Origin of the sequence: Sphingobacterium anhuiense (assembly GCF_042686355.1) — a bacterium.
GTDB classification, from domain to species: Bacteria; Bacteroidota; Bacteroidia; order Sphingobacteriales; family Sphingobacteriaceae; genus Sphingobacterium; species Sphingobacterium anhuiense.
Genome location: NZ_JBHUPE010000014.1, coordinates 67,141 through 87,799, shown reverse-complemented (window position 1 = coordinate 87,799; position 20,659 = coordinate 67,141). Strand labels below are relative to the sequence as shown.

General features: G+C 36.2%; 17 protein-coding genes. 6 read left to right on the top strand and 11 right to left on the bottom strand.

All coding sequences use genetic code 11. From position 1 onward, the window contains the following. Positions 1-940: 940 nt before the first annotated feature. Genes ACFS6I_RS22675 through spt form a run of 5 tightly spaced genes read right to left on the bottom strand, consistent with a single transcriptional unit; the run spans position 941 to position 5,354 of the window. A complete protein-coding gene (locus ACFS6I_RS22675) occupies positions 941-1,327 on the bottom strand; it encodes a GtrA family protein (RefSeq protein WP_021190541.1) in 387 nt (128 codons plus the stop codon). A gap of 3 nt (positions 1,328-1,330) precedes the next feature. After that, positions 1,331-2,020, bottom strand: coding sequence for a CDP-alcohol phosphatidyltransferase family protein (locus ACFS6I_RS22670; protein WP_132768988.1), 690 nt, complete (start codon positions 2,018-2,020; stop codon positions 1,331-1,333). 11 nt (positions 2,021-2,031) lie between these two features. Further along, entirely contained in the window at positions 2,032-3,024 is a 993-nt protein-coding gene (locus ACFS6I_RS22665; protein WP_380923990.1) for an NAD-dependent epimerase/dehydratase family protein, read from the bottom strand. Beyond that, positions 3,021-4,145 (bottom strand): hypothetical protein, encoded by a 1,125-nt coding sequence (locus ACFS6I_RS22660; protein ID WP_380923988.1) that lies wholly within the window; start codon positions 4,143-4,145, stop codon positions 3,021-3,023. The genes ACFS6I_RS22665 and ACFS6I_RS22660 overlap by 4 nt, the downstream gene beginning before the upstream one ends. A gap of 9 nt (positions 4,146-4,154) precedes the next feature. Further along, a complete protein-coding gene (gene spt / locus ACFS6I_RS22655) occupies positions 4,155-5,354 on the bottom strand; it encodes a serine palmitoyltransferase (RefSeq protein WP_380923986.1) in 1,200 nt (399 codons plus the stop codon). Between the two features lie 389 nt (positions 5,355-5,743). Between spt and smpB the strand changes: the two genes are divergently transcribed. Beyond that, positions 5,744-6,199 carry an SsrA-binding protein SmpB gene (gene smpB, locus ACFS6I_RS22650; protein ID WP_132768994.1) on the top strand — a complete coding sequence of 152 codons (456 nt, stop codon included), beginning with the start codon at positions 5,744-5,746 and terminating at the stop codon, positions 6,197-6,199. Between the two features lie 4 nt (positions 6,200-6,203). On the opposite strand, the gene ACFS6I_RS22645 is transcribed toward smpB, so the two are convergent. Beyond that, positions 6,204-7,112, bottom strand: a complete 909-nt coding sequence (locus ACFS6I_RS22645; protein ID WP_168127529.1) for a helix-turn-helix domain-containing protein — start codon at positions 7,110-7,112, stop codon at positions 6,204-6,206. Between the two features lie 208 nt (positions 7,113-7,320). Between ACFS6I_RS22645 and ACFS6I_RS22640 the strand changes: the two genes are divergently transcribed. After that, entirely contained in the window at positions 7,321-8,823 is a 1,503-nt protein-coding gene (locus ACFS6I_RS22640; protein WP_380923983.1) for an aldehyde dehydrogenase family protein, read from the top strand. Positions 8,824-8,907: 84 nt separating this feature from the next. Continuing rightward, entirely contained in the window at positions 8,908-9,285 is a 378-nt protein-coding gene (locus tag ACFS6I_RS22635) for a DUF779 domain-containing protein (protein ID WP_021190548.1), read from the top strand. A 42-nt stretch (positions 9,286-9,327) separates the two neighbouring features. Here the strand turns inward: ACFS6I_RS22635 and ACFS6I_RS22630 are convergent, their stop codons facing one another. From ACFS6I_RS22630 to ACFS6I_RS22610, 5 genes are all read right to left on the bottom strand, one after another. Next, positions 9,328-9,732: an acyl-CoA thioesterase gene (locus ACFS6I_RS22630; protein WP_380923981.1), complete on the bottom strand. Its 405-nt coding sequence runs from the start codon at positions 9,730-9,732 to the stop codon at positions 9,328-9,330. Positions 9,733-9,738: 6 nt separating this feature from the next. Continuing rightward, positions 9,739-11,562 (bottom strand): MutS-related protein, encoded by a 1,824-nt coding sequence (locus ACFS6I_RS22625; protein WP_380923979.1) that lies wholly within the window; start codon positions 11,560-11,562, stop codon positions 9,739-9,741. Between the two features lie 363 nt (positions 11,563-11,925). Then, positions 11,926-12,582 (bottom strand): protein-L-isoaspartate(D-aspartate) O-methyltransferase, encoded by a 657-nt coding sequence (locus ACFS6I_RS22620; protein ID WP_021190551.1) that lies wholly within the window; start codon positions 12,580-12,582, stop codon positions 11,926-11,928. Positions 12,583-12,711: 129 nt separating this feature from the next. Then, a complete protein-coding gene (priA, locus tag ACFS6I_RS22615; protein ID WP_380923977.1) occupies positions 12,712-15,213 on the bottom strand; it encodes a replication restart helicase PriA in 2,502 nt (833 codons plus the stop codon). Between the two features lie 79 nt (positions 15,214-15,292). Next, positions 15,293-15,682 carry a DUF423 domain-containing protein gene (locus ACFS6I_RS22610; RefSeq protein ID WP_021190553.1) on the bottom strand — a complete coding sequence of 130 codons (390 nt, stop codon included), beginning with the start codon at positions 15,680-15,682 and terminating at the stop codon, positions 15,293-15,295. 157 nt (positions 15,683-15,839) lie between these two features. Between ACFS6I_RS22610 and ACFS6I_RS22605 the strand changes: the two genes are divergently transcribed. The 3 genes from ACFS6I_RS22605 (at position 15,840) to ACFS6I_RS22595 (ending at position 20,612) form a co-directional block, all read left to right on the top strand. Continuing rightward, on the top strand, positions 15,840-18,479 hold the full coding sequence (locus tag ACFS6I_RS22605; protein WP_380923974.1) for an outer membrane protein assembly factor BamB family protein: 2,640 nt from the start codon (positions 15,840-15,842) through the stop codon (positions 18,477-18,479). 117 nt (positions 18,480-18,596) lie between these two features. Continuing rightward, the gene (locus tag ACFS6I_RS22600; RefSeq protein WP_380923972.1) at positions 18,597-19,607 is read left to right on the top strand and encodes a DHH family phosphoesterase; all 1,011 of its coding nucleotides are present in this window, start codon (positions 18,597-18,599) and stop codon (positions 19,605-19,607) included. A gap of 18 nt (positions 19,608-19,625) precedes the next feature. Next, positions 19,626-20,612, top strand: coding sequence for an FKBP-type peptidyl-prolyl cis-trans isomerase (locus ACFS6I_RS22595; protein WP_380923970.1), 987 nt, complete (start codon positions 19,626-19,628; stop codon positions 20,610-20,612). Positions 20,613-20,659 lie beyond the last annotated feature (47 nt).

Sequence of the window (20,659 nt, the reverse complement as noted above, 5' to 3'; positions counted from 1 at the left end):
TTTTTTTGTTTTCCTGCTGTTTCTGTGTCTAACCTGAATTAAACCCTTCTTTTTTCAGTGCCTCCCCTTTCGGATCAGCCGTTCCTCCCTTGCGGAGTGGTGCAAAGATAGCGACTTTTTATATTCACTTCCTAATCTTTTCGAGAAATAGTTTTCCGTGAACGGGTAAAGGGCTTATAACGTGGTGGATAAATTTACCTATGATCTGTTCTCGGGGCTGAGAAACGGACAATCCTGGCTTTAAACTGTAAAAAAGGGTAGCAGGAGGACTGTTCGTCCTGGATCGTCTTTTATGGATGCAGTATCCTTTTAGGGAATAGCCAAATGGAAATTATATCTTCTCGGAGTATCGGTACAGCAGGATCATCGTTACTATTACTATTACCCTCCGTACAGATACTCCAGAATAAGGCATATTATAACCTGATCAGGAATTGATAGGGACCTGATTATTACTTAAGCTAGGATTTATAGAGAGATTACTGGGATTTTATAGGGGGTTAATAGGGCTTGACCCCTACTAACCCCCTATAAACCCCCTCTTATCCCCCTGTTATATCTCTACTATATTCGAACAAGATCCCTACTTGCTTATAACATGGTATCATCTCGCTAACAATAGTAGGTTTCTTTTTATTTACTTAAGTACAGTGTGATTTATGATGTTACTAATTACTTTAACGTCGTGCTATCATCTTGTCAAAACAATGCTGCTCCATGAAAAAATCACACCTTGAAATCCCTTTAAATAAATGAAAGCTATAGCGTCCTTACGATGAGCATCGTAATATTAAGGAAAAATAAAATTGAAGTAAAAATCAAAATATACGCAAAGAAGCTCTGATTCATTTTATTCCGGAAAAGGCCTAAAAATAAAAAAGTCATCTCCCTTGAGATGACCTTAATAATCTTATTCCATAAATATTTTAAAAGCCGATTTCTACTTTTTAAAAACCCAAAATCGCTGAAGTGTATAATTAAATCCCAAGGAAACAATAATCTCCACTATTACTTTGGAGACTAATGGATGTAAGTGCCATATATCATCCAATAAATAAATACCACCCGACTTTAATAAAATACTTCCTGCAACTACAACTACAAATTTACCGAGCTGCTGGCCCAACGGGGCGGCAGTATTATTGAAAGACCAATAACGGTTAATAACGAAATTAACAATGGCTCCTAAAGAGCCACTGATTACATTTGAAAATGCTGGAGAAAAACTCAGCACTTTATAACAAAAAGTATAAATACCAAAATCGGAAAGACCACCTACAAAAGCAGATAACTGCGCCTTAAAGAACTCTTTGATTTTTGGGTTCATATCTTATAAATTTTCTGACTCTTTAGTTTTCTTCTCTTCAGCATCTCTGATATCGCCTAAATCTAATAACTTTTTAGTATCAATAGAATTGATAACAAAAAGAATAGCACAGATACCCATCACTAAGTAATGAATTGCACCTACAAAAAATACTTCGATAAGTAAAACAAGACATATAATGACCCTGATTTCTGTAGGCCCAACAATTCCTGCATCTATTGTATACTTATCTGTTACCTTATAACGCAACAAAGAAAGAATCATGGCCCAGCCATACAAAGCTACCAATACAAAACCTGTTAATTCAAAATTACCTTTTGCATAAAATACATACCCCAGACCAATCAGTACCGTACTGATCCAATCCATTACAATATCTAGTGAAAATCCATACCATTTACGCGATTTATTTCTATAAAAAGCAATACGGCCATCAAGAGAGTCTCCGAACCATTGAATAAAAAAGCCTAGAATACCTAGCAGTAGATAATTAATGTCACAATATTGGGCCAAGATAAAACTTGCCATAATCATGACGGATCCAAATAGACCGATCGCTGTCAAACCATCGGACGAAATCCAATTTGGAATACGTGGAACTAAATATGAAATAAATTTCTGTTCCGGATTACTCAATATATTTGTTCTTTTTCTATCTTGAAAAAGTTTTTTATTTATTTTTTGACCACTCATCTCTCTTTTTATTATAACCAATTATTATCACGGTACCACTGAATTGTAACCTTCAGTCCAGCATCCAAATCATAACGCGGTCTATATTGAATATTTTCTTTTGACGAACTGATGTCACATGCCCAACTGGCTGCTGTCAATTCATTTAATCTTTCCGGATACAATACCGGTATGGTGCTGGAATTTTTATAAGCCCGCTCCATAACCTGAGCAACACCTTTCACAAGACTAAATGGAAGATGAAATCTATATAATGATTTTGAAGTGTATTTCTTGAAAATTGTCGCCATTTCATAACGACCATAAACTTGGCCGTCTGTAATATTGTAAGATTTTTTATCTCCATTATCGAGAAAACAAGCATTTAAAATAGCATCTGTCAGATCTTTCACAAAGACAAACGTTAATTTTTGCGGCGATTTCCCGATATAGGCATCAAATCCAGCATTTAATGTTTTAAATAAAACAAAAAGATCTTTCTCTTTGGGACCATACACGGCAGTGGGGCGAATAATCGAAAGCTTATTAGCTGCATATTTTTCAAGCATGCGTTCTGCTAACACCTTACTTCGACCATAAGCAGTCACAGGATGATACTCATTTTGTTCATTGATAGCTGGTGCATCATAGGCCACCGGGCCAATAGCTGCCAAACTACTGATAAAAACAAAACGTTCAAGAGGAATATTAGCCTGAAATACCGCATCTGCTAAAACTTCAGTATAACCGACATTAACATCAACAAGATCCTGCTCATTCTTCGCTCTAGTCATAGCTGCTCCATGAACAATATAGGCATATTGCTCTTGCTCCAGCAGGTTCAATAATGAATCCTTATCTTTAAAATCAGGATAAACAAATTGATCAACAAAAGACTTTATTTCACTGACATTACTGGTTTTCCGAACAGCTGCATGCACCTCCAAACCTACCTCACGGGCAGCTTGAACGAGATGATAACCGACAAAACCACTTGCGCCTGTGATTAGGATTTTTTTTCTCATAGCGCTTGCTCATACAAACGATAGCGTTTGTATAATTCTCCATTGATTTGCTCGATGGCATGATTCATCATATAATTAGTATCAAGCATCCACGAGCATTCTGCTCCTTTGACGGTAAATCCATCGCCAGAGTTCTTAATTATCCTACCATAAAGACAGGCTTCTATTCCTAATTTACGATACTCATCCAATACGCCAAGCATCAAAACTCGAATTAAGTTCACCTTTTTCAATCCAAAGAGCAATTTAAAAATCCCAGTCGGCAATAGTCTACCTCGTTTGATTTTAATTAGAATCTGATTGATATCCGGAATTCCTAAAGCAAATCCAATGACCTTCCCATCCTTTTCAGCCAATAAAGCATATCGAGGATCAACGATCATTTTCATTTCCTTTGCGGCATAATTGAATTCATCTTCAGTAAAAGGCACAAAACCTAAGTTTTTATCCCAAGCCTTATTATAAATCTCTCTAATTCGCTCGGTTTCATTCTTAAAATCCTTCAAGTTCATTTGACGGATCTTAATTCCAGAACGATTTAATCTTTCTTCCAGTTTCTCCAATAAAAGCACAGATCGTTTACTTGCTTTATTTTCCATCACCAGGTAGGCACGCAAATCAACTTTTTTTTGAAATCCTGCTTGATTAACTAAATCTGGATAATAAGAAAAATTATAAGGCATCATCGCAACAGGTGGACTATCAAATCCTTCGATCAATAAACCACAAGTATCATTAGTCGTTAAATTAATTGGACCAACAATATTAGTTCCACCTTTAGCTTTCACCCAATCCTTTGCTGCTTGAAACAAAGCATTTGCAACCTCTTGATCATTGATACAATCAAAAAATCCCCATTGCCCTTCCTGCACCTGATTGAAGGCATTATGATTAACATTCCAAATTGCGGCGATACGACCAACCAGTTTTTGATCTTTGTATGCTAAAAATAATTGTGTGGAGGAATGTTTATAGAAAGGATGCTTACCAGGAGTAAGCAAGTCATACTGAGCAAGATATAGCTCTGGTACATAATAAGGATTTTCCGCATATAAAGTATGCGGAAAATCTATATATAACCGTTTCTGTTTCTTTGTTTCAACGGGAATAACCTGTATCATAATAGACACTTAGATTAAAGATTCAACATCTGCTAATTTGAAGACTTTTACCATCTTCTCAATAGCTTCATCAATTTGATCAAAGCTATGTGTTGCCATTAAAGAGAAACGAATCAATGATTCTTCTGCAGGAACAGCTGGTGAAACTACTGGATTAACAAAAACCCCATCGTCTTGAAGCATTTTGGTTACCCAGAATGTTTTCTCGTTATTTCTAATAAAGATTGGTAATATAGGGCTTTCTGTAGCACCTAAATCAAATCCACTTTCTAAAAGTAATTTTTTAGCATAATTTGTATTTGACCATAATTTCTCAATATGCTGAGGTTCGGTTTGTATAATCTCCAAAGCTTTCAAGGTAGAAGCGACAGAAGCTGGTGTCATACTTGCACTGAACATAACTGAACGCGCAGAGTGTTTCAAGTAATCGATAACATCAGCATCTCCTGATACGAACCCGCCTAAAGAAGCAAATGATTTACTAAAAGTACCCATAATTAAATCGGCACTATCAGTTAGTCCAAAGTGAGAGGCAGTACCTGCACCTTTATCTCCGATTACACCTAAACTATGTGCATCATCAACCATAACAGTTGCATCAAATTCATCCGCAATCTTTATCAATTCCGGCAAATTAACAATATCTCCCTCCATACTGAAGATACCATCCGTTGCAATCAATTTACCACTTTCTTCTGGTAATCTAGCAATTTTTGCACGCAGATCATTCATATCATTGTGTGCATACTTGATTACTTTAGAAAAAGATAATCTACTTCCATCAATGATAGAAGCATGATCACGCTCATCCAATAAGATATAATCATTTCGACCGGTAAGACATGATAATGGGCCCAAGTTTGATTGAAATCCTGTACTGAATAAAATAGTAGACTCTTTCCCCACATAAGCCGACAATTTCTCTTCAAGCTCCACATGAATATCTAAAGTACCATTTAAAAAACGAGATCCAGCACAACCGGTTCCATATTTTGCTAATGCGTCTTGAGAAGCTTTGATAATACGTTCATCCGTCGTTAACCCTAAATAAGAATTAGAACCAAACATCAAAACACGCTTGCCATCAATTTTCACTTCGGTATCCTGTCTCGACTGAATCGGTCTAAAATAAGCGTATAAGCCCTTAGCTTTTAATTCATTAACGATTTTAAATTGCGATATTCTCTCGCCTAATTTTCCTTTACTCATGCGATTAAAAGGTATTTCTTAAATTTTATAATTGTTTTTGATTGTAATGATTACCAAAATAATAGCTTCATCATCAACACTTTCAATTCCTACTTCCAAATAGATTAACACAAAATGACTTCATAATACTGCACGAAAAACAGTATTAAATCAAAAACGATGCAAACATACGAAAACAAAAGCTGACTTTCACTTAATGTTAGTCATATTTTTCACATATAAATATCGTAAAAATAATTTTAATTTAACACTTAAATTAAAATCCAAAAATAACAATGCTAAAAAAACACCATTATAATATTTATATTTGCTTTCCTATGTGATTACATTTAACAAACTTAATCTGGTTTGTATTGGAAATGGAATAGGAATAAATATATTAAGAAATTATGGCAATATCATCAGATATCAATATAAAAAATAAAAGAGCTTCATTTGAATACAACCTTCTGGACAGGTATGTTGCAGGAATACGTTTACTAGGCACTGAAATTAAATCAATTAGAGAAGGGAAAGCAAATATTAACGACAGTTTCTGCAACTTTTTCCATGATGGACTTTATTTGCGCAACATGCATATTGCCGAGTATTCGCATGGATCTTTTTACAATCATGAAGCAAAACGAGATCGACAGTTGCTTTTAACAAAAAAAGAATTAAAAAAATTACGCGTGAAAGGTGAAGAAAAAGGTTTTACAATCGTTCCTTTACGTATTTTCATCAGTGCCAGAGGATTTGCAAAAGTCGAAATTGCCTTAGCACAAGGTAAAAAAGACTTTGACAAGCGTGATACAATCAAGGAAAGAGAAGGCAAAAGAGAGCTTGATAGGATGATGAAAAAATAAAATTTTATTCTCCTATTATATAAGCACCGGGTGTCACCCCCACCCTGCTTTTAAAGAGACGGACGAAGTAGTTTACATCATTAAATCCCAAACTAAAGCACGTCTCTTTAACACTTTTTGTCTTCCGTAATAAGCTCTTTGCCTGTTGCATACGCGTTCGTATGATGTATTCTATAGGCGTTATTCCCAATTCATTCTTAAAAAGGCGAAATAGACTTGATTTACTCATATTTGCCTGCTTTTCCAAAATTTCCACAGTAATGGATTCTGAAAGGTTGGCATGTATATAGTTCCGAATATGCTGTAATACCGTGTTCGTTTTTGTCTTGGCAATATCAAGTGATAATAGTGACTGCGTCTGTAGGAGACGAATAACTAATTCATTAAATGCTAAATCTGCTAATGCATCTTTCAACACATTATCCCCTGTAATGGTCTGAAATAATTTATTAATTAAATCTGTCAATTCGGGTGTATTATAGAGATGGAATAAATTCATATCTAATTTCCAATCTGCTAAATGTTGTTCTTTGGGATAGCACTCATTTAAACGGTTGATCACACCGTCTATCTTACTTTTACTTATGGTCAGCGCCGTACATTGCGTAGGGTCGGTAAAAGTCGCTTCGGGAAAATCGATCTGCATCTTACTATAGGCTGGCAAAACCATGGTCTGACCAGGTAAATAATCAAAGGAATCCACTTGTTGCAAATGCATCACTTTTTTACCCTGAATCATATTGATCATAACCAGATCATCAAACTGTAACGCTACTTTTTCTGACGCCTTGTATGTTTCAAAGACATTAAGCTCCAAATTTTCTAACGTAAAAGCTCTCCTATTTTCTACCAAAGTAGAAAGTTCATGACGCGACGAAAATGGTAATGTATTTACAAGCCTGTTATTTATCATATCCCTATCTTTTATTATAATTGGCTGGTAATCAAACTTAGACAAATTGTCTTAAATATCCAATAGTATTAGCTTGATTAATAGAAATATTTGCTGATAGCGTTGCACCTATAGTGCTATCGTTTGAAACTATAATGCTATACGAGAACAATCGTTTTCGTTAAATTTGGTATTCAACAATTTGTATAACATTATAAAAATAAATATTATGGCAGCAATTCAAAGACCATCGTTTAAAGAACGTTATGGAAATTACATTGGTGGAGAATTTGTTCCACCTACATTAGGTAAATATTTTGACAATATTTCTCCCTTAGATGGAAAGGTATTTACACAAGTCGCACATTCCACAAAAGAAGATTTAGAACTTGCTGTTGATACTGCATCGAAAGCATTTGAAACTTGGGGAAAGACTTCAGCAACCGAAAGAAGCATAATTTTAAATAAAATAGCAGACCGCATCGAACAGAATTTAGAATATATTGCCACAGTAGAAACTGTTGACAACGGAAAAGCTGTTCGCGAAACATTAAATGCCGATATTCCTTTAGCCATTGATCACTTCCGTTATTTTGCAAGTGTTATCCGTGCTGAAGAAGGTTCGCTAAGTGAATTGGATCAAAATACGGTGTCTCTTATTGTGCATGAACCTATTGGTGTGATCGCGCAAATTATCCCTTGGAACTTCCCTATTCTAATGGCTGTATGGAAATTAGCTCCTGCATTAGCTGCAGGTAACTGTGTGGTTCTAAAACCTGCGGAAAGTACCCCAACATCAATTCTTGTTTTAATGGAAATAATCGGTGATTTACTTCCTGCTGGTGTTGTTAACATCGTGAATGGTTTTGGTGGTGAATTAGGCCGCGCATTAGTAACGAATCCTAAAGTTTCTAAAGCTGCATTTACAGGTTCCACCGCAACAGGTCGTATGGTAATGCAGTATGCAACTGAAAATATCATTCCTGTAACACTGGAATTGGGCGGTAAATCTCCAAATGTTTTCTTCAGTTCTGTCATGGACCACGACGATGCATTTTTAGACAAAGCAATTGAGGGAGCTGTTCTGTTTGCATTAAATCAAGGTGAAATTTGCACTTGTCCATCCCGTTTATTGATTCAGGAGGATATTTACCAACGCTTTATTGCAAAAGTAATAGACCGTGTCAATCAAATTAAAATTGGTGATCCTTTGGATCCTGAAACAATGATGGGTGCACAGGCTTCAAAAATCCAAAAGGATAAAATCATGTCCTATATTAAATTGGGTAAAGAAGAGGGGGCAGAAGTATTAACCGGTGGCGATGAGAACCATTTGGGTGGTGGCTTAGAAGATGGTTATTATATCAAACCAACTTTATTTAAGGGTCATAACAAAATGCGCATTTTCCAAGAGGAAATATTCGGCCCTGTATTAGCCGTTACTACATTTAAAGATGAAAAAGAGGCTTTAGAAATTGCTAATGATACCATTTATGGACTGGGGGCTGGTGTATGGACACGAGATGCTCATCAATTATACCAAATCCCGCGTGCTATCCAGGCTGGACGTGTATGGGTTAACCAATATCACTCTTACCCTGCAGGCGCTCCTTTTGGTGGTTATAAGCAATCGGGTATCGGACGTGAGAATCATAAAATGATGCTTGACCATTACCGTCAAACAAAAAATATGCTGATTTCTTATAGCAAAGAGAAACTTGGATTTTTCTAATTAACAAAACACAATATTAAAAAATGGGGTTATCGATATAATCCCATTTTTTAATTTCTTATGATAGTGATATAAAAGCAATATATGATGACAGAGCGTTTAGCAGTTACTGAAAAAGCCAAAGAGCTGATTCGTGAATTAGTGGCACAACACGGAGATTTGATGTTTTATCAAGCTGGAGGGTGTTGCGAAGGCACACAGCCCCAATGTTTTGAAAAAGGTGGATACTACCCTAGAATGAATGATGCTATGATCGGACTTGCTGAAGGTTATGAATTTTGGATAGATCGGGATTTATTCGAATATTGGAAATTTTCACATTTCACACTTGATGTACTTGATGGGTTTGGCCCGGGGGGATTTTCTTTAGAGTCTTCTTTGGGGAAAACTTTCAAAGTACACTATAGACTATTTACTGAGGAAGAGCTAAACGACCTCTCTCCTATAAAACGTATGGAATAACAAGAGCTGTTATTCCATACGCAATTTAGGATAACTGCTATACTAATCTTCGATTTCCAGTCCCTGTAAAACGGGTATCGGCTTTTTATTGTCATCTAAGGCAACGAATGAGAAAACACCCTTCACCGCTAATTCTCTTCCATCTTTGTACATATCTTCTAAGAAGATCTCCACTTTTACCTTTATGCTAGTTCTTCCTACATGTATTACTTCCGCAATAGCTTCAATCATACTTCCTGCAGGGATTGCTTTTTCAAAATCAATCTTATCTGAGGAAACAGTTACGAGAGCTTTTCTACAGAACCGTGTTGCACACATAAAAGTTACCTCGTCCATGATCGCCATGGCTTTACCACCAAATAATGTTGCGTGGTGATTTGTTGTAAACGGAAAAACAGTTATAAAATGATGTGTTCTCGACTGTTCAATTCTTTCTTGTAATGTCATTTTTGTTTAATTTCTTCCTTGTTCTACGTCGACTCCAATACCTTTTAACAACATTGAAGCATTAAATATTTTACACTCTCCTATTTTCAGTTTATAATCGAATAGCATTTCTCCTTGGATCACCTGTATATCAAAGTGGTAATTCTTTACGACCTGTGGATATTCATCCGCTAACGTTGATAATTGCAGATCATGCGTTGCAACCATTCCCTTTCCTTTTTCTGTAATCAATTTTTTAATAATAGCTCTAGAGCCTAAATATTTATCAACAGAATTAGTTCCTCTTAACATCTCATCGATTAAAAAGAAACTATCGTTGCGTTGCGCTACAGTTTCTAAAATAAATTTCATACGGTCCAATTCTGCTTTAAAAGTTGACGTACTTTCATTCAGATTATCCTTAATGCGCATATAAGAAATCAAATGAAACATTGGAATTTTGAAAGAGCTTGCTGGCACTACTGCTCCCGCATAAGCCAAAACAGCATTTATACCGACAGTACGCAGAAATGTACTCTTTCCAGCCATATTAGATCCTGTCACCAAAGCGATTTCATGGTCAGCATTGGTATAGGTGTTGGCAATAGATTTATCAGATGCAATCAAGGGATGCGCCAAATCGACAGCTTCTATTGGTGTCTCCAGATGGTCAAGAATAATTGGGGTAGTCCATTCAGCATGATTACGCTTCCAAGTACCTAAACTCACCAAAGCCTCTACTTCAGCTAAAGTATCAAAAGCTTCCAAAATATTAGCCTGATACTTAGCTTTCCAGTCCACAATGGCCAATACTTGCTTAAAATCCCATAAAAATATCAGATTTAAAACTGTCCCGACCATCATGTTATTTCGGGCATCCAGATTACTGATCAGCTTACCCAATTTCTTGAACGCATGGGAAACCGAATCCGATGACCCCTCTATTTTTAATTTTTCCTGTAATTCCTGGTTACGGTTCGCTGTCCAAGTCCTATTTTCGACCAGTTCCATACTTGCTGCATATGAATCCAGCAGATTTCCTACTTTATCGATCCGACTGGAAAAAAAAGAAATTTTGCCACCGTTGAACATTGACCAAAGGATATGGATCAATCCTATGATGACTGGGAGGTATGCCACAGATGGAACAAAAACGGCTAAAACGACCGATCCTATAAATATAAAAGGGGCCAGCTTAACATAGATTCGCATAAATGCGCTTCCGAATGTAAAATCTCCGGACTCAAAATAGGTTGCTAAAAAGGACTTTACATCCAGCTTCTGATTCAGATTTGATAAAAGCTTTGCTTGAAAATCCTGACTCCAACGCATATCACTAGCTATTTCAGCTGCAGCTTCCTGACGTTTCAAAATCTCGCCACGCTTTGCATCATTAAGTAACCAACTACCTAATACCGCTATACTCAATTTTGTAGTTGAGCGGTTTAATAACTCAAATAGCGAATGATTTCCTACAATGTCCAGATCGGAGCTGTAAGGATGCTTACCATCTTCCAGATGCATACCGTTATCGTAGATATTGACTCCTGTATTTGCTAGCGTTAGCTCATTGACATTGACCGCTAATAACGCTTTCTGGTAATCACTTATTTTTTCTAATTTACTTTGTCTATTAACCAAAAAAGCAAAAATAAATATCAGAGCAAAAAATAAAATCAATACAAGAACAAGATTTTCAAGTTGAAATGAATAGAATAGCGCTGCCCCACCAAAAATAATAACACCGAGGCGATAAAAACTATTCTTATTGATCACTCTGTCGAGCTTTTTCACTTCCTGTTCTATCTGTTCCTTATTGCTAAGATATAAATCCATTATTTTATCTTTCATTGAAGTATAATTTGTTGTTTAACGGTAATGAAGCGAGCATAAGCATACCCCCTCGCCAAAAGCAGTACATATGCTCATGCTCGCTTCCATCTGAATATAATTATTTATGAGTATCCATTTTCAACGGCATTATAGGCACGTTACACTCATTTTGTTTACTTTTTATTAATTATTTAAGGCATTCACATCGTTTTTCTCAGCAATTTAATGTCAGCTATTAACTAAAAGCAATAAAACTGCCTCACTAATTTGCTGCACTGAGGTCACAATGCTATTCTATATCATTACCCCCATTTTCTTCATTTCTCTGAACATTTAAAAGTAAGAAGGGCATAATCCAAATCGCAAAAAAAAGCCTGGTTATTACCAAGCTTGATCCCCAACCAAAGGGACAAATCTAAATGTATCTAATTCAATTCTATCAAAATCATTCTCACCAACCCGAATGATTGTGACCATTTTTTGTTCTTTCTCATCACCTACCGGTATTACAAATATACCCCCTATTTTTAACTGCTTCAGCATAATCTCGGGTACAAATGGAGCACCCGCAGTTACGATAATCTTATCATATGGTGCATGCTGTTCAATTCCTTTAGAACCGTCACCACAAAAAAAATGAGGTTTATATCCCATATATGGCAATACCTGTATGGTTCTATTATATAAGTTTTCTTGTCGTTCTATAGTATAAACCTGAGCGCCCAGCTCCAGCAGTATACAAGTTTGATATCCCGAACCTGTTCCTATTTCTAAAACTTTATCTCCTTTTTTGACATGCAGCAGTTCCGATTGATAAGCAACCGTATACGGTTGAGATATCGTTTGTCCATCGCCGATTGGAAATGCGATATCTTTATATGCTTGATTCCAAAAGGTTTCATCAAAGAAAAAATGACGTGGTACTTTAGCAATGGCATTCAGCACATTCTGGTCACTAATACCTCTTGTCTTCAGCAGCTGCACCAATTGCTTACGAGCACCTTTTTCTCTATAATTATCTACAAATTTATACGCCATTATGACTCAAAAATACTATTGTTATTTAACAATTACCACTACAAGAACTTTTTCATAACTAATCAATTAGCCTGCAAGCCATTTCATTTGAAAAGAATAATTTTTGGCTAATTTCATCTACCGATTCCTCTAATAAGGATCTACATCGATCACAATGCGTGAACCCGTGTTTGCTTTATCTGCAATAAAATCATTCTTCACCAGCTTAATCAGATCTTTTACTTTAACAATACTGATGTTATTGCGTTCAATTTTCAGTGTGATCGTCTGAATAAAATAATTACGTACTCTTCCTACTAAAGGGGTTTCTGGTCCAAGAACCCGGGAACCTAATTGCTGGCGCAGACCTGACGCAAATTTTTTAGCTCCGTCATAACATTTCTGGATATCCATATGCTTAATATCGATTCTGATCACACGGTAGAACGGCGGATATGCAAAATTTTTACGTTCAATGATCTCTGTATCAAACATGGCTTGATAATCATGCGCAACAACCTGTTCTAACACACGGTGTTTTGGTGTGTAAGTCTGAATGATAACCTGTCCTCCTGCCTCTCTTCTTCCTGCACGTCCTGCGACCTGCAAGAAAAGTGAAAAAGCTCTTTCATACGCTCTGAAATCAGGAAAATTAATCATGGTATCCGCATTGATGATCCCGATTAAGCTCACTCTTCCAAAATCCAGTCCCTTAGCAACCATTTGCGTGCCGATCAGAATATCAAATTCATGTTCATCAAAAGCACCTATAATTTTATCAAAACCATTTTTTCCTTTTGTAGAATCTAGATCCAAACGTCCTATTCGGACATTAGGCATCAGTAATTCCAGTTCTTCCTCTACACGCTCGGTTCCAAAACCTTTACTTTCGATATGTGGCATACCACATGCGGGGCAGATTTTAATTGGAGGTTCCACGTGGCCACAGTAATGGCAATGCATCATGTTTGAACTCTTATGGTAAGTCATACTGACATCACAGTTCACACATTTAGCTACAAAACCACAGGTGTTACATTGAATTATGGTGGTATGTCCACGCCGATTCTGAAATAGAATCACTTGTTCCTTACGTTCTAATGCTCCTTCTATAGCCTTTAATAAAGTACCCGAGAAATATGAAAACATATTTTCCTTTCTTCCTTCTTGCGGTATATCGACAATATGGATTTCTGGCAATTGTGCTTGACCAAAACGTTCTAAAAGCTGTACAAAACCATATTTCTTGGATTTTGCATTATAGAAACTTTCAATAGATGGTGTTGCAGAACCTAATAAGACTTTAGTCTGATGAATATACCCCAAATATATCGCTGTATCACGGGCATGATAGCGCGGTGCGGGATCATATTGTTTGTAAGAACTCTCATGCTCTTCATCGACAATAATAATTCCCAGATCTTGAAAAGGTAAAAACACGGAAGAACGGGCACCTACGATAACCTTAAATTCGTTTTTCATTACCTTATGCCATACCTCAGCACGTTCGTTATCATTAAATTTCGAATGATAAACACCAAGTTTATCGCCAAAATGTAATTTAAGACGAGCAGTAATTTGTGAGGTTAAAGCAATTTCAGGTAGTAAATATAAGGCTGAGTTACCTCTTGCCAATGCTTCTTCTATCAACCTGATATAGAGTTGTGTTTTCCCCGATGCTGTCACACCATGCAATAAGGTGACATCTCTAGTTTCAAAGCACTGATGAATTTCGTCAAAAACACACTTCTGATTATCATTAAATTCAAAATCAGCCTCCAATTCGAGATCTTCTCCTTGAAAACGGCTGACCACTTTCTCTTTAACTTGAAATACGCCTTTATCAACTAATGCTGTAATGGCGCCCGAACCACATCCCGATGCTTCCATTATCATCTGTCGGGTAACATCCACTCCTTTTTTCAATAATTGCATGAAACCCAATACGGCATCCTGCTGTTTTGGAGCTCGATTTAAGGCATCTAATAAATTCCGTTTACCATCTTCATCCCGAAATTCCGGAGCAAAAGAGAAAAAAACTTTAGTCTTTGGTTTATATCGTTCAGTAATCTCTTCAGAAATCAATATTATCCCCTTATCAAACATCGCTTTCAATATAGGGAAAACAGACTTTTGACTCAATAGCTTAACGATATCATTTACTTTTAGTTCACCGGCCACCTCAAGTGCTTCAATGATCAGATACTCTTTATCAGTCAAAGTCGAACGGTCGAAATCTTCTGGAATAGCCGAGGCGATCTTAGTTTCACTTGCCAATTTCAAAGCAGAGGGTAAAGCAGCTTGCATAACCTCTCCCAATGAACACATATAATAATCGGATATCCAGTCCCACAACTGTAGTTGTGCACCATCTACGATAGGTTTTTCGTCAATGATGTCTAAAATATACTTTGCTTCATAATGCTTTGGCGCCTCTTTCGTTATTTGTTTTACAATAGCAGAATAGATTTTATTCTTTCCAAATTGCACCATAACACGAACACCGACCTGGATCTTATCATTCCATTCAACTGGAATTCGGTAAGTATAGGTATTCGCTAATGCTAAAGGCAAAATAACATCAACAAAAACAGTTGCTCGGTCTGTAAAAAATAAGTTTTGAGGCTCTGGCATATTCATTTCAAGTATCATGTAAAATTACTAAAAAATAAGCCCTCGAAAAAACGTTAATTTCTCCGAGGGCACATCTTACGGTAATAAAACCGTTAAATTATGACTTATTCTTTAATGCAGCAACGAAAAGTGCTGCCCAACCTACTATAAAGGCGACCCCACCCAGCGGTGTTATTGGGCCAAGAATAGCTGGATTTCCAAAACCTGTAATTTCGCGCACACTTAACAGATATAAAGAACCTGAAAAGAAAAGCAATCCAATTATAAAGGCTATAAATGAGACACGGATAGATGCAGTTTTTGCCCGCGAAAAAGTGGACAGAAACAACAAAGCCAAAGTATGGTAAAAATGGTACTGATTGGCAGTTTTCCAAGTTTCGATATGTTGTTCACTAATCTTACCTTCTAAACCATGCGCACCAAAAGCGCCTAAAATAACAGCTAGTGCACCAAAAAATGCAGCCACTAGGATGATTCTCTTATTCATTAATCGAAAATTACGTCTATATTTTATTAATGCTGGATAAATGTATCAAATCTTCCTCAGAAAAGGAGAATATTTGTTAAATTTATTGTTACAAAGGAGTACTTACATTTGTGACAACTCAGGTTCCAGATATTTTTTAGTACGTTTGTTATTAGATATGAGAAATACGATTATTGTTACTGTCCTACTTTTTATAGCCGTAGTTGCGGCTTCCATCTACTACTTCTCCGACAGCAGCAGCAAGCAAGAAACTGCGACAAAAACACTTCAGTATTTACCTGCTGATACCTACTTTATTGCAGCTTTCAGAAATAACGAAACAACGGATACCATATTCCAGAATTTCGAACTGTTTGAAGCAATTCAGGGAAAACAAGATTTTGACAATCTCAAAACAATTAAGCAGGATTTCTTAAGTGCGGCATCGATTAAAGGGAAAGTGCAGGATGTGGAAGTCATTCTTACCTATCACCCTACAAAATCGGGTATTGCATCATTATATACGGTCGGTCTGAATGAAAAAATAAACGATAAGATCTTAGAAGTTTTATTTCAAGGTGTAGATAAGAAATACAAGAAAAATCAAACTGACACGCTAGGTCACCGCATTTACAGTTTTGATAAGGGTATTAAAGATTCTGTGCTGTTCTGTACACTTCATGAAAATATTCTTTTTGCTGGTTATAATCCTTCAATAATCCATCAGGTCATTGATAAATCGGTTAAAAAATTAGATCATAAGCAAATTGAATTCTTCATCAGTCAAAACAGTAAGAATACCCCGTTAAGTCTTTATTTTAGTAATAATCAAATTGCAGCTCTAGCAAAAAAAATCATGCGCAGTAAGTTTGGCATGTATCTTAATCAAATTGATTCATTACAAGGATCTACAGCCTGGAATCTAAACTTCAAAGATGATGCATTAATTTTTAAAGGAGAAACGCAGCTTAATCTGAATCAGCATAACTATCTGCAACTTTTTGCTCATCAATCACCACAAGTGCAAACTTTAGCTAATTTTTTACCAAAAAACACCTCTTCCTACATTAACTATAGCCTTTCTGATATCAATAGCTTTCATCGCTCACTTAGCGATTTATTTACCTATCGAAAGGAAGCTGATAAAATTAAGAGCCATCAAAAGCTCATTGAGAATGAAGGAAAAGTAATCTTTCAAACTGATATTTTACCTTTATGGAATGATGAATTTGCAATTGCGGAATTGGATAATGAGAATATTCTAGGTCTTGTTAGTTTAGCTGATAGCAGTAAATTTATAGAAACTTCAAAAAAAATAAGCAGCAATCAAGGAGATGATATCTACCAATTTGATTATTCCAACATTCTTTATTCGAGTTTCGGAGATCCCTTCAAAAGTTTTCAGCGTCCATACTTTACAAGAATCGGAAAAGTACTTGTTGTGGCAAATCAGACCGGTGTTCTACGAAAGTACCGTCAGGCTTATTTTGATAACCAGATGATGTCTGGAACAGCCATCTTCAAGAATCATACTGCCATTCAGAGCAACAGAGCGAATGTTACGTTTTATATCGAACCTGAAACAGCGAAGAATACAATCAATAATAACTTAAAGTCGGAGTATGCTAAAAACTTCAGAGATAAGGAACTTTTTGGTTATCAAAATTTTTACTCGACTTCTTTGCAAGTAAGTGGAAATGCTGGTGGATTTATTTCAGGTTTTTATGCCTTATACAAATCTAAAAATCGTTTTGGAGGGACTGCGGCATGGACATTTCAAATGAACTCAAAATTAATCAATAATCCTTGGGTATTTAATCAAACTGAAAACAGCAAATTTATTTTAGTACAAGAGCAGGATCATACCGTCTATGCACTCAGCCCTTCTGGTAAAGAATTATGGAAAACACTCTTTCAGGGAGAAATTTTAGGGCAACCGATTCAATTACAGGACCGTAGTATACTTTTGAATACCAGAAGTCGTCTGTATCGTTTTTCTCCTGATGGAAAGTTAATACCTGGTTTTTCTGTGGCTTTACCGAGCAATGCCTCTGCAGGTCTTACACTGACAAATTTCAACAATGAAAAAAGAATCTATATTCCGTGCTCAAACCAGATAGCTGTATACGATCTGACGGGGAAAAAGATCGAAGATTGGAAAAATCCAAGCTTGAACAGCAAAATTTTATTTGATTTGAAAGCAGCTACAATTGCTAATCAAAATTTTATCATTGCAGGAACCAGTCAGGGATCAGTTTACTTTTTTAATGAAGCAGGTACTCTTATCCGTAAAGAAGAGCTTAATGTCAATGGGCAAACGTTAAAGAACCCAATTGGGTTGATAACAACTTCGGATATGAAGAATTCCTTTGTTATTGTACCGAAAGATAAAGGAGAAGTGATTAAAGTTCCTTTCGAGGGAGATCCGATCAAATTAAAAATTGGCGATTGGGGCACAAACTTTACGTTCAACTTTGAAGATGTAAGTGGCAGTGCAGATAAAGATTACGTTGTTCTTAGTGACAATAATCTATCTGTGTATAACCAGAAAGATAGCACTAAATATTTTGCATACAAATTTGTGGACGATGTCAGCAACAGACCTTTATTCTTTAAAGTGACAAACAATAACGATCTTGTTGCTGTAGGTACAGATAACCGTATGATTTATATCTTCAATGAAGATGGTCTTGTAAGAAATGGCTTTCCTGTAGAAGGTATGTCAAAATTCTATTTTGGTCCTATCGATTTCGGGAATAATTCATCGTATTTAATTAGCTCTAAACGAGATCACAAAATTTATGTTTATAAATTTTAACAAATTGTATTTCAGAAATTTAAAAACAAAAATCAAAAATCAAAAACGTCTCAAATGTTTATAAAAAAATGCTATAAATATTTTTTTTTATAGTAGGTTTGCAGACTTAATACGAATATGCTGACATCAGAACAACTAAAAACACTTTTATCAGAACCTAAAAGAATTGTAATCACAACGCACTTCAAGCCAGATGGCGATGCGCTGGGTTCTTCATTAGGTCTATTTTATTGGCTGAAAGCCTATAAACATGATGTAAGCCTTATCGTTCCATCCGATTTCCCATCCTTTTTAGACTGGTTACCGGGTTTAGAACATGTGCGCATTTACACCAAAGAAGTACAAGAAAATCAAAAATTAATTGCCGATGCTGAAATCATTTTCTGCCTTGATTTCAATGGACTGTCCCGTATCCATGATATGGCAGTTCCTGTTGAAAACGCTACAGGTATAAAATGTATGATTGACCACCATCTTGAACCTCAAGGTTTTCATGATTATGAATATTGGGATCCTAAAGCTGCGGCAACTGCACAGCTAATTTTCAGATTTATAACAGCAGAAATGCAAGATGCTGGCAGTATCTCTGCAGATATGGCAACCTGCCTGTATACAGGAATTATGACCGACACAGGTTCATTCCGTTTCCGTTCTACGACTTCAGAAATACACCGTATAATCGCAAGCTTGATCGATTGTGGCGCACAGAACTGGGCTATTCACGAGCTGATCTATAACAGTTCTTCGGAAGGAAGATTAAAATTCTTAGGATACTGTTTACTCAATCGTTTAGAAGTATTCCCAGAGTACAACACGGCCATGATTTACGTTACCCAAGAAGATTTGAAAAGCTTCGAAGTGATTACTGGAGATACTGAAGGACTTGTGAATTATGCATTGTCAATTAAAGGAATTCGATTAGCTGCATTAATTATTGACAGAAAAGAACAAATTAAATTATCTTTGCGCTCGATTGGTGATGTTCCATGCAATGAAATATGCAAAACATATTTTAATGGCGGTGGTCATCTCAATGCATCTGGAGGAAATTCACATGATGACCTACAAACGGTTATCAATACATTTAAATCCGCTTTACCGAATTATAAAGAAATATTAACAAAATAAGATAGCAATAAAACTGAAATGAAGAAATCAATTCTATTATTCGCGGCATCAGGACTATTATTAACTGCTTGCCAAAATTTTAAAAAGGCTGAAGGTGGCCTAGAATACAAAATCGCTAAAGATGCTGGTGCTGAAAAAGCTGTATCTGGTGATTTATTAGCAGTAGATATCATTCAATCATCTGATAGAGATTCTACTTTGTCAAGTACATATGAAACAGGAACTCCTCAAATCGTACAATTATATCCAGATAGTATCATCAAGCAAAATCCAGGAGATCCAACAGGTTTATTCAAATTTGTAGGTGAAGGTGACAGTTTGGTATTCAAGATTAATTTAGATTCTATCACGGCTAAAACACAGCAACCAAAGCCACCATTTGCAGATAAATATATTATCTACACGATTAAAGTTCAAAAACACTTCAAAAAAGGTAAGTTAACTGACCAACAATTAGGTGAGCAGGTTACCAAATATTATGAAGAACAAACTGCAAAATTAAAAGGCGCTGAAGCTGGAAAAGTTGAGGCTTTCTTGAAAAACAACAAATTAGCACCTAAGAAAACTGCTTCTGGTTTACAATATGTTGTTACTAAGGCTGGATCAGGTAAAAATGCGGCTGTTGGTGACACTGTAGTTGTTAACTACATCGGTAGATTGACAAACGATAAAGTATTTGATACCAACCAAGCTGATCTAGCTAAAAAACATAACAAATTTAATCCACAAAGACCTTACGAGCCTTTACGTTTACATTTAGGTGTTGATGGCGTTATTACAGGTTGGACTGAAGCTTTCCAATTATTGAACAAAGGTTCAAAAGCTACTTTGGTTATCCCTTCTAATTTAGCTTATGGCGAACGTCCTGCTGGAGAGATCCCAGCATATTCACCATTAATTTTTGACGTGGAAGTTATTGACATTATTCCTGGAAAAGCACCTGCTGCAGCTCCAACGACAATTCCTGCAACAACAACTACACCGGCTACGCCTGTAAAGAAATAAGTACCGAAATTATCAAATTGAAAAGCGCTTATCGGTAATCCGATAAG